Origin of the sequence: Rosistilla carotiformis (genome assembly GCF_007753095.1) — a bacterium.
Lineage (GTDB): Bacteria > Planctomycetota > Planctomycetia > Pirellulales > Pirellulaceae > Rosistilla > Rosistilla carotiformis.
This window is the reverse complement of record NZ_CP036348.1, coordinates 2,227,469-2,242,993: the sequence shown is the minus strand read 5'-3', so window position 1 is coordinate 2,242,993 and position 15,525 is coordinate 2,227,469. Positions and strand designations below refer to the sequence as shown.

The window sequence follows — 15,525 nt, the reverse complement described above, 5'->3', positions numbered from 1 at the left end:
TGCAGCAGCCAAAGACTTCGCCAGATTCGACGCTGTCGCCACAGGATTCGCAGTTGATGTCGTTCCAGTTTTCAATATGCACGTACGCCGATCCCGCGTTGTAATTGCGGAGCACATGATCGACGATGCAAAAGAAATCGAACAAACGGCCTTCGTCGAGCGCACGTCGGATCGCGTCGGCACCTTCACCCTCACAAAGCGAATCGCCTTGCACGTGCGGGTGCGTGACGGTATCGTTCGCGGCGCAGCAATTGGGGGCTACCGCAACAACATCGAAGGGGGACGAATCCTTGATGTGCTTCCAGTTCAATCGAATCTCGAAGCTGCCGAGTTCAACGGACTCCAGCACAATGCTGGATGTCCGGACCGTCAATTGCTGGTTGGCCCGGTCAATCGACACACCCTCAAATTCGCCACGCAAGCCCTCGATGTCACGAAAGATTGAAGTCGCAGTCGGTTCAATGCGAGTGTTTGCCGTTCTCTTCAATTCTTCGATCGCGTGTTCTGAACGGATTCGCAAAATGTCGAGTGACCCACGAAGTCGGTCAGCTGAGTCTATTGCGGCGGCCTGCCAATTGCGTTCGGAAGCGATGGCAAGTCGTCGCCGCCAACGATTGCACTGTTCGACTGAGTCGTCGAGAGCCGAGAGCTGCGCTGGCGTGCGAACGCCTTGCAAAGCGTGCATGATATCGACTGCCGTTCGGTAGTCTTGTTTGATTTCGTTCTTCATTGATTTGCTCCAAGGGAAGCCGAGTCGGGATGGGTAGCTACTTGCAAAACCAACCACCCCGACCAGACAATGAAAACAAAAATCAGGCGGCACCTTCGATCTTCAGTGGCGTGAACGAAACGCGGTCACCATCGCGAAGCGGTTGGTCAGCGCTCGCGGGTTGGCGATTAACGCGGATCAGATAGCTATCCGCATGGAACGAACCGATGTGTCGTTCGAACATTTGTTGGACGGTTGTCCCATCGGGTGCCTCGACGTTGTGTGCGTATCCACCAGCGTCATTGGAAATCAAAAGTACTTTCATGTTTGACTCTCTTAGGTTTGGGGTTTTGGAAAAACGTTTTGCGTTTCGGAAAGCGAAGCCGCCGCTGTCCACGAACGGGAAAGCGTCGGCGTTTCGCAACAAAGAAGAATGGCTGATTGCGATGGGGTTTCATCGAATTAGCCGATTGCGGCTTCGGGAATGAAGCAACTGTCATCTGGTTCATCTTGAAGGAACTCGAAATCGTCCCAGTCGATGACCCGGCCGCCGTGCACGGGATCGGTCGGGTCATCGAAGGGTTCATTGGGTTCGCTGATCAAAAAGCCGATGCGTTTGATCGCCGAGATGGTTTCGCCGGTGGCGGCTGCCACGGCACGATTGAGGTCGTTCTGGTTCATGGTGAAATTCCTTTCGGAAGGGGGAAACGAAAAAAGCCCCGCCCGGCTGACTTGCGTCAGACGAACGGGGCTTCAGAAAATAGACGTAGCAAAAGAACGGCTATCCGGTGGACCGAATGAGCCAATTCCGATGAAGCCAAGAGACCTCTGCCTCCAAGGCTTCGCTTCGTTTGTCGAACGGACCGAGGATCGGTCCGCCGACTGGTGAGAGATCGGCCGTCCAATGACCGATGAGCGTCGGCTCAACATGCGATCCGCGCTGGATTGATATCCGGCCGACCGAGCGAAGATCGACGCGGTCGTCGAAGACCATTCGAGTTTCCCCGTTGGTGGTCACGACCCATTCAATGGCACTCACCGTGGGCCTCGAATGATGTTTCGGCGCGGGCGATCGGTCATGAGTTCATCGAGACTCGTTTCCACTTCCGTCAGGGAGCGAGCCATTCGATCGCGCATCGACGAACGGTCTCGTAAGTCTTGCGGGTCGACGCCACTGATGATTTGCCGTGCGTTTTCAACCAATTGGTCGAGATCGTCATTGCTGCCAATGCTGAGATGCTGGAATCGCTCGAAAAACTCGTTCAAATTCGAGATTGCCGAATCGCGAAAGACTTTCGGTTTGCCGTCCACCGAACCGGACAATCGCTCGGCCAAATGACCAATTAGCTGCGAGAGTTCTTCGGCGAACGTTTGCTCGGCCAGTTCAACCGCTTCAGCGAATTTCGCCTGCACTCGCTGGCACTCCTGCTCGTAAAGCTCAGGATTCACCGTTCGCAGGTACGCAGGTGGTGTGACGGATGGAAAATCCCACGAAAACGCGAACAGGTCCGAGACTGAAGTGGGATAGTCAGCTGGATCGAACAAGTGCCCAAGTTGCGTGCGGGCTTGATCGACGAGTTCCGCGAAGCAACGGTCGAGCTCGCCAACAGCTTCGCCAAGATCGCCTTGGATGACGATCATGCGATCATCGAATTCCGAAACGTCACCCCGTCGCAGTAACCGGACGCCCGGTTCGATGTACGGCAACGTCATCCCTTTCCACAGGGAACCCGCTTTCGTTTTAATCGCCGAGACGGCACGGAACGACGGATGCGACGTGTCGAACAGACGTTTGGCTGCAGAGAGCGTGCGGATATCGGCGTCGAACGCTCCGGCAGCTTGTTGTTTCTGATCGCGACTGAGACTCTTGCGAGTGCCCGGCCAGCGGATGTGCAATCGCACGGCGGTCGTTTCGGCTTGCAGCCGCGTTCCGTGCGATGAGTGATTCTGGGTCACAGGATCTTCGAGCATGATGCTCATGGATTCTCCTTGGTTAGAGTAGGTTTCACAAATTGAGAGCGTTCAAACGCCTCAATTCTGAGACGGATTGGAACGCGACACCCGCCTTCGTGATTGGGGTTTGGCATCGTGTTGGTAGATCCCCGACTTCTCCGCATCCAAACAACGTCCGCTGGCCCATTGACGCAAACGGTCCACCGATTCGGTTGCCGTTACTGCCACGGGAACCACGTTCTGCCCCGCTTGTGAGAGTGGAATATCAAGCAACGCAGATAACCGGCAACAGGCACGGATTTCTGCGCCGGTCCATTTATCATCAGCCGGACGCTTTTGCTCCGCTTCTAGCCCGAACATGGTGATATATTGGTTCCAAATTCGGTCCTTCTGGTCACGCTGGGGCAGATCCAAAAACACGATTCCGTCAAAACGCTCGGCACGGGAAAGTTCCGGAGGCATCCGCGTGATATCGTTGCAGGTCGCAATCAGATAGACGTTCGAGGTATGGTCGTTCATCCAACTGAGCAACGTGCCCAGCATGCGAGAGGACACACCCGAATCGTTTTGACCCGAGCCCGCCGCCCCGCTCAGAGCCTTCTCGATCTCGTCGATGAATAGAATGCAGGGAGCCATGGCGTCGGCGATTTTCAGCGCGCGCCGAACGTTTTGCTCCGTTTGGCCGACAAGACTCCCCATCAAAGCCCCGACGTCGAGGATCAACGTGGGACGTCCGGTCTCTTTGCCAAGTGCTTTGGCGAATGCCGACTTGCCGGTTCCTGGAACCCCCAACAACAACACGCCGCGAGGGCGTTTCAACGGGTTGTCACGCCCATGTTGAAGCAGCGAGCGTTTGCAAAATGCCTTCAAACTGTCGAGCCCGCCGAGCGATGTGAAGTCGTCGCTACTTTTGTATAGTTGAAGCAGGCCGGACTTTTTGAGCATGCTCGCCTTCAGTTCCCAAACCGATTCCGGCTGGATTACGGAATCACGAACCAGACTCAATCCGAATGCATTTTCAGCCTCCAAACGAGTCAGCCCCATCGCGGCATCCAGCACGGTTTCGAGTCCGTCGGCACCGTGGAGTTCCCCCTCTTCGGTGGCGATGCCCTCGGCGATCTCTTTGAGTTGTTCGCGCGTCGGCAACGGATGGTCGATGACGATGAAAAGTTTCTCCAGTTCCGTCGGGATCTGGACTACCGGCGATAGGATGACAAAGATCGTTCGAGTTGACTTGCCGTTAACGAGCTGGCGCGCCAACGCCTGCATGATTTCGGCGGAACTGAGGAAGCGGTGAAAATTCGTCAATACGACGATCGACGGCGTGTCATCGCCAGCGAATGAACGCATCGAGCGAATTGCGGATAGCGGGTCGGTCGTCCCGTCATCGTCACCGAGCGGACTTCCGTTGATCCGCAGACCCTGGTCGATGTCCCAGTTCACCAGCCGCCAGTCGTTCTCACGACAAAGTTGCTTCATTTCGAGCAACGCATCGTCGTGCTCGTGACTTTCGATCCAAATGCCGGTGAAACAGGCTTTCACCAATTCCTCCAAACGATCGGATAGTTTCATAGATTCTCCTTGTTAAGAATGAAATTCAGGATGCCAGCAGGTCGTTGATCGCCCACATCCAAGACGAGATTTCGCCGTTTGGGTCACGTTCTGCCAGCAGGGTGGACGTCATGTGCTCGACGGCAACCATTTTGAGCCATCGCTTCGCGAGATTCGCCATTCGGCTTTGCGAACGACGGGCTAGCCGCTGCCAGGGCATTTCACCAGGACGCTGGTGATGCAACTCGCGGGCGGTCATCCTTCTTTTTGTGTTTGAGTGTTATTGCTGGACTGAGAGGAATGGAATTCCGTGGTGAGTCGCTCCGAAGCTCGTCTCCCCAGTGCCGTTTCAAGAAACTGACTAGCGACGCGGCACTCGCTACCGACAAAACCGACCGTCTCGATCTTGGTCACGCCACTCGGAGAGATGACGATGTTGATTATTTTCAATTTGCACCTCCAACTTGGACGCTCAGCTTGATCGATCCATTCGCGAGAGTGTGCTCGGTCACCGTGTATCCCTGTTTCCGAGACTCAATGACCGTTTTCTCCACCGCGTATCTTTGGACCAATCTGTCGAGCTCGGATTGTTCACCCCAATGACCTCCGTAGTTGTCGTAGTGAATCACGCCGCTGTCGGTATCGCAGACAACGGGGTAACGCCATCGAGGGAGCTGGACGCAATGTCCAGTTGCCTCGGCGGTGAACAGCTTGATGGTTTGATGCACCGGTGCGTCAAGGCCAAGGCGACGGCACGATGACCGTAATGCCTCTGGATCACGCACCTGTGCCTCAATCGTCACAACGTGTGACATAGATTCTCCTTTGTGGAAATAGTTGAATGAACTAGTTGCGATCGCTTTGACTTGTCGGTCTGTCGCCAATCCGTGGAAGTTCTTCGGACCTGTCGCGATCAGTGCGGTCATGAATCGTGATCAGCTTTGGAGTCGGCGAATTGATTTCTGCGAGCAGAAGTTCGGCAATTGCCATGTTCTCATCCGCCTGGTCACTGCGGCGTAGAACTTGCCAAGCGATTAATAGCGGAACGGTACATGCAAGCATCAAACCAACGGCTTTGATGGCTTCCGCAATCACCGGGGCTCGATTTCTTGAGTTGGCAACATCACGGCGGTCATGTTCCAGCAAGTCTCGTTGCCTCCCGAGTTCAGAACGTTCCGACTGAACATCGCGATGCAGACCGATCATGTCCTCGCGTGCGGCGGCATCGGCTTCGACGAGCCGCTTGGTTCCTTCAGCGATTTGGCGTTGCAACTCCGTGTTGCGAATCTCCTGCTGAGCTTGTCGCTCAAGATTCCTTTCCGCCATTTCGGCAAGTCGTCTGTTTTCGTCGTCCCGACATCCGCCTGCGGCGAGGCTGACGATGGCCACGACCAGGACCGTCTTCAGTTTTGGCATGTTGCCTCCATTGTTCGAGAATTCGATTCAAAATGGCTTGCAGGCCGAGTCGCAGTCGACGCTCTCGGGCCAAGGCGAGCACAGCAACAAGCAGTGCGCCGCTAATAGCCACCATGAACATGTAAGCGATAGGCACCTCCTTTTCCTGGTAAAGAGTTAGATAAATTGAGGATGCTGATTGATTTCTCTGTCTATATATGACGCGTTCTGGGCTTCAATTTGGATCCATCGGCGACGCCCAAACAAGAAGCGGCCATTCATGGAATATGCCACGCATTATCTGGTAATTTCGCTCTTGGTCTTGCTCGCATCTGATTTGGCAGCGATCTCCTCGGCAATTCGCCGAGCCACCAAGCGCAAGATTTTGCGAAGGATCGATCCACGATCCCGTGATGCAGCTTTTGGTCGGTCTTTCATCTTGTTTCCGTGTTAGCGCATGAAAAACCCCGCGGCCAATGACCAGCGGGGCATAAAATATGAAGCGGGTTGGAAGGTTTCCTCGCCTGCTAAAGTGGGTCAAATCGATAGCGAGGATGTAAATGTCGGCGTAGCTTACCTTCCGCTGGCGGGGCCGTCAGAACCTGATATGGATCGTCGAGTCCACGCTGACGTATTTCGCGATAGAGACGCTTTGCACGCTGCACCGCAGGCTGCGTGATTTTGAGACGCTCCGCAATCTCACGTTCGGTCAGCTCAGGTCCGGATTCGCCGTTCAGTTTGCTTTGTCGGGCAACTTCGGCCATAAACTTGACTCGTTGAGGTACTTCAAAGAGGTCGACTGTCCGGTGGTGCTTCATCACATCGACGTCGAGCATCTTCGACAATGGTTCGCCTTCGATCAGAGAAAGCAAGTTAACTGTGAAAGTGGCTCGCAAGCCGACCCTGCCACCATCAATCAATTGAACCGGGAGAACGACAAGGTCTTCGATGAACTGATTCATAAGACGACCAAATTGAGGATCTGGAAGGCTCGATTTGAAAATATCGATAGCCCGTGATCGAATTTCATCGACAGATGGCACCACGATGTTGCTTTGCGACGACTCTTGCAGTGACTGGAGCTCATCCGTTAAGTCAGCCTGGCGACTTTCAAGCCGAACCAAGTCGACCTCTACCGCGCGAGACCTACTGCCGGAGCGAATAAAAGTGAGAACGCTCTCTATTTCCCGCTCGACACGAATTAGATCACGACGTGTTTCTTGAAGACGTCCTCCTGCATTTTCGTTTAACTGTTGAACTTGGTTCTCGACTTCATTCATCAGCACTTCGTCAAATTCTGGAAGCTTTTTAACCAGTTCTATAACCGATTCACAAATCCGCCGAGACGTATCCCGGCCATTGGCACTCGCTCCGTTCCAGCATTTGTATTCGATCGCTCCCTTACACATCAGATTCTGAGATTGGCCATGAGCCCCGTAATACAGAACGCGACCGCAAATTCCGCAGTACATACTCTGACCTGGCCAGACCGTTCGTGAACGGGGCATTCCCTCGCGTTTGTCCTTTGCATGCTGCTTTCCACGACGATACTTGGCATTCTTGCGATCGATCTTGCGCAAAATGCGATCATACCGAGTCGGTTCGATGAACGCTAAATGCTCACATTGCCGCGTCAAGTGATCCTTTTCTGACGCGGTCACCGAACGCCGCTTACCGGTCCGATTGTTTCGCTTTGATACGCGGCGATTCCAACGCCGAAAACCTTTTAAAAGCGTATTATGAGTGATGCGTGAAACCATAGCGGGTGACCAAGTTTCTAGGCGGCACCCAGGCCCCGTTGGGACCCGCTGGTCGTTGAGCCAATCAGCGATTTCAGAATACGAGGCGCCATCGTCAAGCATCTCGAACCAACGGTTGTAAACCTTCTCTGCATCCGGGTCTTTCGAAAGGTCGTTGTCGTTCTTGGCTCCTTCAGCACGAACATAACCGTAGGGCAAGACAACCAAAATCGAGCCTTCCGAGAATCGATTGCGAAAAGTCCGCTTGATTCGATCGGAAGTATCCTGGTTATGCCGCTCGTGGTGCAGCGTGGAAAACATCGCGGACGTCTTCCAATCAGACTTGAACGTATCGACGTGGTCGTTGATGGCGATCAACCTGGTTTCGAAGTCTTCACAGAGTTCGCAAATTCGAAGAGCGTCAAGCCGACGGCAAATTCGCCCAAGGTCTTCAACGACGATCAAATCGGGCCAACCCGTATCGATCAAATCCTCCATCTCGCGGTAAGAGTCGCGGTCGATGACCTCGCCGCTACCGCGGCTTGAAATACTCTTCCAGTCAATCTTGCCATCGAACTGGTCGGTAACGAGGCGTTTCGACTTTGCCCGTTGATCATCGAGGGCTCGTTCGTCTTGGTGCTCGGTACTAATTCGTTCAATGGTTAGCACCTTCAATGTCGATCCGCGTCGCGGTCGAAGGGCCGGGTTTATGTAGTCACTCATCACAGTCTCACTCAATGAGACCCGGCAATCCAATCTTGGCACACTGTGCCATAGAACCTGCCTACGGGTGAGAACACGTGACTACAGCTGACAACAAACGAAAACCGTAAGTCATTGACACAGAACACCTTGCGGCTGCAAGTGCTTGTTTGGCAATCACTTACGGCGAGCAGATTTTAGAATCCCGTGTCCTCCGCTTTTTTAAAAACACCGCCTGAAACATGAAGTTTTAGGCGGTGTTTTTTATTGGCCTCGACCGACTGGGACAAGATCGCGCGTCTTCGAAGCAGAAGCAAGCGTGCCCTGCTTGAATCCGATCCGCTCTCTACCAGGGCTAATCCGTGCCCAGGTACAGGCACTCTCGATAACCCGACGCGCAAACGAGGCTCCGCGTGAATTCCTCGCTTACGCGTCGGGTTACCATCTCCTCAGCCGCTCCCGCTTGAAGAAGTGATCAGCCCCCGGGCCCCGGCCTGACGTTTGGAAAGCATGGGTTTCGTTTGCGGCAATGGGCCGTTGATATCCACGTTCCAACCCGCTCCGTTTACATCGACGTTCCAACCGGGCTGTTGCTGGTGATGCTGGAGCGGCTGTTGGGCATCGCATCCGCTCATCACCGGCACCAACGCGGCGACAAGCAAAAAGCAGAGACAGAACAAATTGCGTTTGGGGTGCATCAGACACTTTCAAAAGCAGGGAATAGGGTAGGCGGTACCGGCGAGAATGTGGTACTGAGCGCGAACCCGTCGTATTGTTTCCAGCGCCGCAGAAACTCGGATCGTTCCACGCGGAGGTAGCGTTCGATGCGGTTGTTGTCGCAGAGGATCGCGTACTCGATTCCGTCCACCGTCGCCCAGCCGCAGAAGTGAACGGCGTGATCCTTGAAGAACCAGATGATCGCACCGCGACGGGTGCGGCTTGCCCAGTCGAGGAATGCGGGATCCGCGGTTGTCGTCGCGTTAAATGGCAGCCCCTCCGCTCGGACGGCTCGCTGCATTGATGTTGCCGATTCGCCCCCCGAATGCGTGGCCCGCCATCGCTCGGCCAACTCTAATTGGTTCTGCCAACGCAGGTGGTAGACAAACGACGCGTGGGCACACGAACCGATGCCGAGGCGATTGGTCCAGTTCCATTCCCGCAGATCGACGGGAAGGTTAGCGACCGGGATCTCCGCCGCCGGCGGTGGCACAGGTTGCGTAGCGGGAACTGGTTCGAGTGCTCCGTTGCATCCGGGCAGACACAACAAAATCAGACAGACGCCAAATCCAGCTACGCGACACGTGCCAAGCATACGAGACATTCCGAGGTGGTAACGCGATAGCCGCATGAGCAACAGCGACGCGGTCGGCAAAATGAATACGAGACGACATCGCTGTATCGAGCCACGGTCCGGTGATCACACGCCACTCGGCGCGAGACTTCCCGATGCGAAAGGCCGATCGACAGCAGCTCGCCGATCTTCTGACGTTGCTCGTCGGAAAGACGCCGATTCAGGCGACGTTTCTTGCCCCCCATGCCCCAAAGCTGGAGCATTCGATGGGCGGTCGATTTACTTACTCCAACTGAAGCAGCTGCAGATTCGATCGACGTTCCCGAAGCGACAAGTTGGCGCAGCGACAGAACAAATTCCGGCATCCGTATCCCCCGATAAGCGATGTTTCAACGCAAAGAATCCTACCCGGTCGATTCGGGGCCGGGGAATTTCCCAGCAGGTCCGAAGCGGGAGGGGCGGCGGGAGAATCGACCCAACGCCATGAAAAAGCTTGTGCTAGTGGGCGGCGGCACCACCAGTGCGCCCAGGAGTTGCAAACGGGGGGGTAACCGGCGAGAATAAGCCCGTAAAACCTATTCTCAACCGGGCCGACCGGTGAGAAACATAGTTCCGCTACTGAAATCTACCTTGAGCGTACAACACAAATGACACTCGACGAAATTCTCAACATCGTGTCAGCATCGCACTCCGACGATTGGCACAAAATGGAAACCCATACGACTCACGGTTGGGAATACGGCACGGATACCGACGGTCCATACTTGAGACCGATCAGTCACCATTACGTAGCTGTATACAAGCCAGACGTTGACATAACGCTCGTTTTTGGTGCAAGCGATGGCGATTCTTTCGATGAACCATGGGTCCAGAACTTTCCCGCCCCCACTGCTACGGCACGTCTTACTTGCGTACGCTATCGCGGCGTCATCGTTGACGAATCACGGTCGGTTCTAGTTGATGGTGGCCGATACTTGCTTCCAATGCCTGAGGTTGATGGCAACGGCGGTTTCTTTGTCAACGCCGATGCGATTCCCAGGGCTCGCTTAATGTTTGATCTTTACGGATCGGGCGGCGTGCATCAAACCTTAGACGAAGCGCTGGAGCGTGCGCAACTCGAAGTGCGCGCGTAGCGTACAAAGGTGCGGAACCATGCCGTGCACACGGAGCACGGCTTGCAGTTTTTTTCAAGTGGACAGTCGTCTCTCCGTGCCCGGTGACGGCTGCCGTTATTTGGGCTACCTATGACTGAAGACCAAGCGATTCCGGGAATGCGATGGTGCAACGCCGTCTACTACAGTCGCCTTGCCCAGTCGCATGTCGCGAACATGGAAACTGCGTTGGCGCGTGACGTCGAATTGCGGAGAGACGGAAACATAACCCGCGAAGAACTGGATGACGCAGGCCCAGAACTTGCAGAGCTTTCCGACGTCATTCACGACTCGGCTGTCTCAGCAATCGTGTTTGCTGGTATGGCCGCCGAGGCCTACATCTACGATTACGCAGCACGTAATCTGGGGCGTTCTTACACAGACAATCACGTTGACAAACTAAAGGCTGAAAGCAAATGGATCGTCATTGTACGACTCGTAACCGGAAACGAATTTCCCAAAGATCGTCAAGCGTTTCAGCTACTCACGGGGCTCATCAAGGCGAGGAATACCCTTGTCCATTCCAAATCGCGCGACGTAAAAGAATCCGACTTGGAACCGGATGCAATTGCAACGCTATATGACGATCTCCATCAAAACGCTCGTGATGGTGTCAAAGCGTTGTTTCTGCTTGGCGACGAAATGGATACCATGCATCCAGAAGAAATGGCAAAAATTCACCTCGGCGTATCCCCACCGCCCAAATAACAACCGGATGAACGCGGAGTGCTCAAACACGCGTTTCTTGTACACATAGTCAACTCTTCGCACCCGGTTATCCGGGACGTTATGTCACAAGAACCACAATAATCACGTCATGTCAGACTTTCTCAATGCGTTAGGTGAAGCCGCGGACGAGCTGCTCCGCAGGATGCTGAATTCACTAAATTGGCGTATGGTTCGTGCATTGGGTGAACTTCAAATCCTGACGAGAGCATCTTTCGCCTTGCTCGTAATTGTACCTGTGTTGGCGGGAACATGGCCGGCCGTCCGCCTTGTCGTGAATCATCATAATCGCGCTGTCAGAGACGCGACGACACTGTTGGAGCGTTCTGAGACTGAGTTCATCGAGACGCTCGACCGCATGAAAGCAGAAATCCCCGAAAATGACCCAAGTGCCGACCCTGCAGACTCTAAGAGAAAGAAGTTGATCGAGAGTCTTGAATCCTCATCCGCCACCTTCTTTGCCCACGTCAATAGTTACGTCGCTGACTATTCGGAGCGGACCCTAAAGACTCCTCTCCTGCCATGGACACTTGCGTCGGCGTTCTTTGCAGCTCTGTTTGTAGTGATGGGGCACATGCTCTACCAATTAGCCGCCCCTGAACAACTGCGAAAGTTGACTTGGGACGAATACGTTCTTTCAAAAAAGGAAGACTATGCAAAGCACCCTTCCTCCGACACGCTTACGACTGCACGCACTGTCCTACGATCTCGACTGGGCCGCAGAGTTGAGGAAAGTGATCGTTACGAGAACTACAGACTACTTCGCCAATTTAGCGACATGCCTGAGGATATTCTGCAGCGGGAGCTTGAGGAGTTGGGCACCGACCGATTGCGTTCACTTCAGGCTTGGCTTAGGTCCGCGGAAGCCGGTGCGGGCAAACCGCATGTTGAAGAACTTACTCGCCAAATACGCACGATGATTGGCGATGCCCCTAGTGAGAGTAGTCACGAGGAAATGTCCGTGGTCGAACGTGCCGCGCGCACTGAGTACTTGCAATACGCAGACCAACGAAGGTTCTTCACGTTGGTCACCACTTTGCTATATGTGTGCGGTATCGTGATCTTGTTATCAATTGTTCGGGTCCAAACGACCGCAGTTGCTAATGCCGCGGGTTGGACCTCTGTATTCGAGGTCTTTTCTCCCTGATCCCAACACCAAAGCCGTGACGTAACACCTCGCTCAACCGGATCGGCGGTTGCGGGCGGAATCTGAAATCAAAGTCGCTAGCCGCCGCCCGGTTAGCTTTCACGTTGTGCCCACAAAACCACCATGCACGTAGATCGGCAGTACATCGAAGCGAAGTACTTTGAAACCTATTACTTCGCCAACGTGATTCGCAACATTCTGCACGATCAGTCTGCGTACATTCGCAACCTCAACGACTTCTACGGCGACGAACGGTATCTCAACTTCCTTGAGCCGTTCCCCAAACATTCAGCGTTTCACTCGTTCATCGAATTCATCGTTGAATCCGTTTTCTTCGAGGATCTCCGCAACATCGATCTCGCTGAACTACGTAACGAAGAAAAGCGATTCGAATGCATGCCAGAAACGATGCGACCGAACAACCACGCACTGCCGGTGAATCGGGCATTGAACTACCACGCTATCGATCATCGATCGTTTGACGAATGGCTCTCGGACAACTCCACGTCTTTCGACGATGCAAATACTGATGATGTCTACGAGTATTTCCAAAATTTGCAGCGTGAAGGGGCGATCGGAAACCTTCTCGAACGCGTGGTCGCGGAGCTGTTTTTCATTCTGTTTTCCAATCGCGGCTTGATGCGCCTGTTCAACGCCATGATGGCTCGCGAGATCGCTTCGTTGACACTGCATGAGATTCCGGACGAATCACGCGACGCATTCAAGCGTGATGGTGTCTTCGCGCGTCGGCATATACCAACTTGGGTTCAAAAGGCAGTCTTCTTTCGTGACCGGGGTCAATGCGTACTCTGCAAGGCTGACATTTCCGGATTGGTTTGCATCGTCAATTCCAAAAACTTCGATCACATTGTTCCGTTGTCCCACGGTGGATTGAATGACGTCAGCAACATTCAGTTGCTTTGCGCGTCGTGCAATAATGACAAACGTGACTATAATACGTCTACTTCCGACGTCTACGAAGCGTGGTACTGAAAAAGCGGGCATAACAACTCGGGCAACCCGGTCGATGGATAACACGGGTTTGTGACATCAAAGTCACCTGGCCGCCGCCGGGTTACCTTGGGCGCAATCTGAATGAAATCGACTCGCCCGGCACGCCATTAGGTGTTTGTTAACGCTACGAATCGTAGTCGGCAGCTCGGCGCCCGTAGGATTTCCGGACGAGACCGGCGAGGGGGCCCCCCCTCAAAAAAGTCCGGAAAAATATCTGCGCTGGCGGTCGGTCTACGCAAACCGGGCCGCGCCACAATCTGACCCTCCCCCGTCAGCAACCCTGCCACATCTTCCACGCGAGGATGATCGCGACTGCTCTTTAAGGCGGCGGCCGTGATCCGCCCGATTCGATAAAGATTGACAAATGCCCCCAAAAGAGCTAACTTCGTGCTCCTGGCGTTCGCTCGTGCAACGCGAAACGGTGAGAACAGGTTGCCCATCCCATTCGCTACGGCATCATCGGGGAGAATATGTCGCTCACGCGACACTTGTTCCCACTGGTTACCCAGAGAGAACAACTCAAATACCCTCATTCTCATACGGTCAAGCGGGTGAGAAACGTAGTTCGCCCAACAAGATAGATTCCACTTAACTACCGCTCTTAACAACAGACGCTTCATGAACGACCTCCCGGGGCAGGTTAATCCACCAAACGCACTGGTAATCCCATGCGATCAAACATCATTCGCCGAATTTATCTCCGGCCTACTGGGCCGGCCTCAAACGATCGAAAAGCGAATTCCTGGAACATTCGATATTGATCGAACGGTCGTTCACGACCTGTTTCATCTGATGCATCAACGGATGACGCAGCAGAATGACGCGAGTCTGATTCAATTTACCGTTCGTGTAATCCACGACGACGGAACGTCAATCCTCCACAACACGCTTGATGACTTCAACAACTACAATGAGGTCCGTCCAGTGTGCTCGAAGGCTGCCGTAATAACGTGGACCTACCTCGTCAAATTCAACAACAAAGATGTTCCCGAGAAGCAAGAGATCTCGGTAAATTTTGACACTCAGCGATTGCCGTTTCGCGTACCTGCTTTGCTTGCGAGATCGTTTTATGACACAAGTATGGTACGGTTCCGAATCAAACACACAGATTGGACTTGGGGCGCCGACATTGAGGGACGCCTGTCCGCTCACCTTGAAAACCTTCTTCTAAAAGAATCTCCCCTCAAATGCTGGCTGCGGACCAATTCAGGTCGTATCGGAACGACCGTTGGTTTCTCAACGGTGCTACTTTCCGTCGCATGTGTGTTCGCCATGATGCGTTGGTTTGCCGCCAAGCAATCCGAGCTGTTATCTAATCCGCGGAATGTTGCGACCGATACTAAGGAAGAATTGTTCTCGCGACTCGAATTAGTCCAAGGTGCCTTGGCACAAGGGGCCTGGTTTCAATTCACGATCTCATCCTTCCTGTTTCTTATCACCAGTGTCGTAATTGGGTTCATCCTTGGAAACTGGGTTGATGATTCGTTGGAAAGCGCGCCGCCGAGCTTTTTGCGACTCACTAATCAGTCCGAGAAACAACGGGATGAAACTCTACGTGTGACGCGAAATAGCTGGAGACGTTTCGGTCTTTCCGTAGTTGGAAGCGTAATACTAGGCATTCTTGCGAATGCTTGTTTTGCTGGGCTTGTCGCGTATTGGCACTCAGCTTCACCGTAAACTTGGGCGAACCATGCGATGAACCGAAGTCGCGGAGACGTCGTTTTTGACAATGGAAAATCAATCGCCGCGACTCGGTTATCGCGGACGTTATCAGGTTTTGAAACACTATGGACAACATCGAATCTGAACTCAAAAAGATTCGCTACCACCTCAAGCTACTTGGGGAAGCGATCGACTACCGTGAACATCCAATCGAATATTTGGTAGTTCACCTAAATTGGTCAGAGGCACAACTCGAATGTGCCCATGACATTTTCGAGGAAGCTCGAAACGCGATTGATGACGGTCGCGGAGTCAACTGGACCCAGTTCCAGCATAAACTTCGCGATGCATTACAAATCGGTTACCAAACCGTTAAATTGATAGTCCTCGCCTTCTACCGCAACCATCAGTGGACGGACGTTTGTAAGCAGTATGCTGAAGCGCACGAATGCTCCGAGTTCCATGAGATCACGCGAAAAGAATAG

Annotated in this window: 18 protein-coding genes; 7 read left to right on the top strand and 11 right to left on the bottom strand. The window is 53.7% G+C overall.

What is annotated here, in order from left to right; translation table 11 throughout:
• The first annotated feature begins 115 nt into the window (after positions 1-115).
• The gene (locus tag Poly24_RS26920; RefSeq protein ID WP_197452417.1) at positions 116-445 is read left to right on the top strand and encodes a hypothetical protein; all 330 of its coding nucleotides are present in this window, start codon (positions 116-118) and stop codon (positions 443-445) included.
• Between the two features lie 367 nt (positions 446-812).
• Here the strand turns inward: Poly24_RS26920 and Poly24_RS08340 are convergent, their stop codons facing one another.
• From Poly24_RS08340 to Poly24_RS27835, 11 genes are all read right to left on the bottom strand, one after another.
• Positions 813-1,034, bottom strand: a complete 222-nt coding sequence (locus tag Poly24_RS08340; RefSeq protein ID WP_145093226.1) for a MoaD/ThiS family protein — start codon at positions 1,032-1,034, stop codon at positions 813-815.
• A 137-nt stretch (positions 1,035-1,171) separates the two neighbouring features.
• Positions 1,172-1,390, bottom strand: a complete 219-nt coding sequence (locus tag Poly24_RS08335) for a hypothetical protein (protein ID WP_145093223.1) — start codon at positions 1,388-1,390, stop codon at positions 1,172-1,174.
• A gap of 354 nt (positions 1,391-1,744) precedes the next feature.
• Positions 1,745-2,689, bottom strand: coding sequence for a hypothetical protein (locus Poly24_RS08325; protein WP_145093218.1), 945 nt, complete (start codon positions 2,687-2,689; stop codon positions 1,745-1,747).
• A 51-nt stretch (positions 2,690-2,740) separates the two neighbouring features.
• On the bottom strand, positions 2,741-4,234 hold the full coding sequence (locus tag Poly24_RS08320; RefSeq protein WP_145093215.1) for an AAA family ATPase: 1,494 nt from the start codon (positions 4,232-4,234) through the stop codon (positions 2,741-2,743).
• A 25-nt stretch (positions 4,235-4,259) separates the two neighbouring features.
• Complete coding sequence (locus Poly24_RS08315; protein ID WP_145093212.1) at positions 4,260-4,472, bottom strand: hypothetical protein; 213 nt, start codon at positions 4,470-4,472, stop codon at positions 4,260-4,262.
• Positions 4,469-4,663 carry a DUF2997 domain-containing protein gene (locus Poly24_RS08310; protein WP_145093208.1) on the bottom strand — a complete coding sequence of 65 codons (195 nt, stop codon included), beginning with the start codon at positions 4,661-4,663 and terminating at the stop codon, positions 4,469-4,471. Before Poly24_RS08310 ends, Poly24_RS08315 begins: the two co-directional genes overlap by 4 nt.
• On the bottom strand, positions 4,660-5,028 hold the full coding sequence (locus Poly24_RS27840) for a DUF1257 domain-containing protein (RefSeq protein WP_145093205.1): 369 nt from the start codon (positions 5,026-5,028) through the stop codon (positions 4,660-4,662). The genes Poly24_RS08310 and Poly24_RS27840 overlap by 4 nt, the downstream gene beginning before the upstream one ends.
• Before the next feature lie 31 nt (positions 5,029-5,059).
• The gene (locus Poly24_RS08300) at positions 5,060-5,629 is read right to left on the bottom strand and encodes a hypothetical protein (RefSeq protein ID WP_145093202.1); all 570 of its coding nucleotides are present in this window, start codon (positions 5,627-5,629) and stop codon (positions 5,060-5,062) included.
• Positions 5,630-6,135: 506 nt separating this feature from the next.
• The gene (locus tag Poly24_RS08295; protein ID WP_145093199.1) at positions 6,136-8,070 is read right to left on the bottom strand and encodes a recombinase family protein; all 1,935 of its coding nucleotides are present in this window, start codon (positions 8,068-8,070) and stop codon (positions 6,136-6,138) included.
• A gap of 676 nt (positions 8,071-8,746) precedes the next feature.
• On the bottom strand, positions 8,747-9,361 hold the full coding sequence (locus tag Poly24_RS08290) for a hypothetical protein (protein WP_145093196.1): 615 nt from the start codon (positions 9,359-9,361) through the stop codon (positions 8,747-8,749).
• Positions 9,340-9,585 (bottom strand): helix-turn-helix domain-containing protein, encoded by a 246-nt coding sequence (locus Poly24_RS27835; protein WP_391556914.1) that lies wholly within the window; start codon positions 9,583-9,585, stop codon positions 9,340-9,342. Before Poly24_RS27835 ends, Poly24_RS08290 begins: the two co-directional genes overlap by 22 nt.
• A gap of 402 nt (positions 9,586-9,987) precedes the next feature.
• On the opposite strand from Poly24_RS27835, the gene Poly24_RS08280 reads away from it, so the two are divergent.
• The 6 genes from Poly24_RS08280 to Poly24_RS26910 all read left to right on the top strand — a co-directional run bounded on the left by Poly24_RS08280 (position 9,988) and on the right by Poly24_RS26910 (position 15,525).
• Positions 9,988-10,473 carry a hypothetical protein gene (locus Poly24_RS08280; RefSeq protein ID WP_145093190.1) on the top strand — a complete coding sequence of 162 codons (486 nt, stop codon included), beginning with the start codon at positions 9,988-9,990 and terminating at the stop codon, positions 10,471-10,473.
• A gap of 111 nt (positions 10,474-10,584) precedes the next feature.
• Complete coding sequence (locus Poly24_RS08275) at positions 10,585-11,199, top strand: hypothetical protein (RefSeq protein WP_145093187.1); 615 nt, start codon at positions 10,585-10,587, stop codon at positions 11,197-11,199.
• A 109-nt stretch (positions 11,200-11,308) separates the two neighbouring features.
• Positions 11,309-12,364 carry a hypothetical protein gene (locus Poly24_RS08270; RefSeq protein WP_145093184.1) on the top strand — a complete coding sequence of 352 codons (1,056 nt, stop codon included), beginning with the start codon at positions 11,309-11,311 and terminating at the stop codon, positions 12,362-12,364.
• A gap of 123 nt (positions 12,365-12,487) precedes the next feature.
• Positions 12,488-13,357, top strand: coding sequence for an HNH endonuclease (locus Poly24_RS08265; RefSeq protein ID WP_145093181.1), 870 nt, complete (start codon positions 12,488-12,490; stop codon positions 13,355-13,357).
• A gap of 639 nt (positions 13,358-13,996) precedes the next feature.
• Positions 13,997-15,055, top strand: a complete 1,059-nt coding sequence (locus Poly24_RS26915) for a hypothetical protein (protein WP_197452416.1) — start codon at positions 13,997-13,999, stop codon at positions 15,053-15,055.
• 110 nt (positions 15,056-15,165) lie between these two features.
• Positions 15,166-15,525: a hypothetical protein gene (locus Poly24_RS26910; RefSeq protein WP_197452415.1), complete on the top strand. Its 360-nt coding sequence runs from the start codon at positions 15,166-15,168 to the stop codon at positions 15,523-15,525.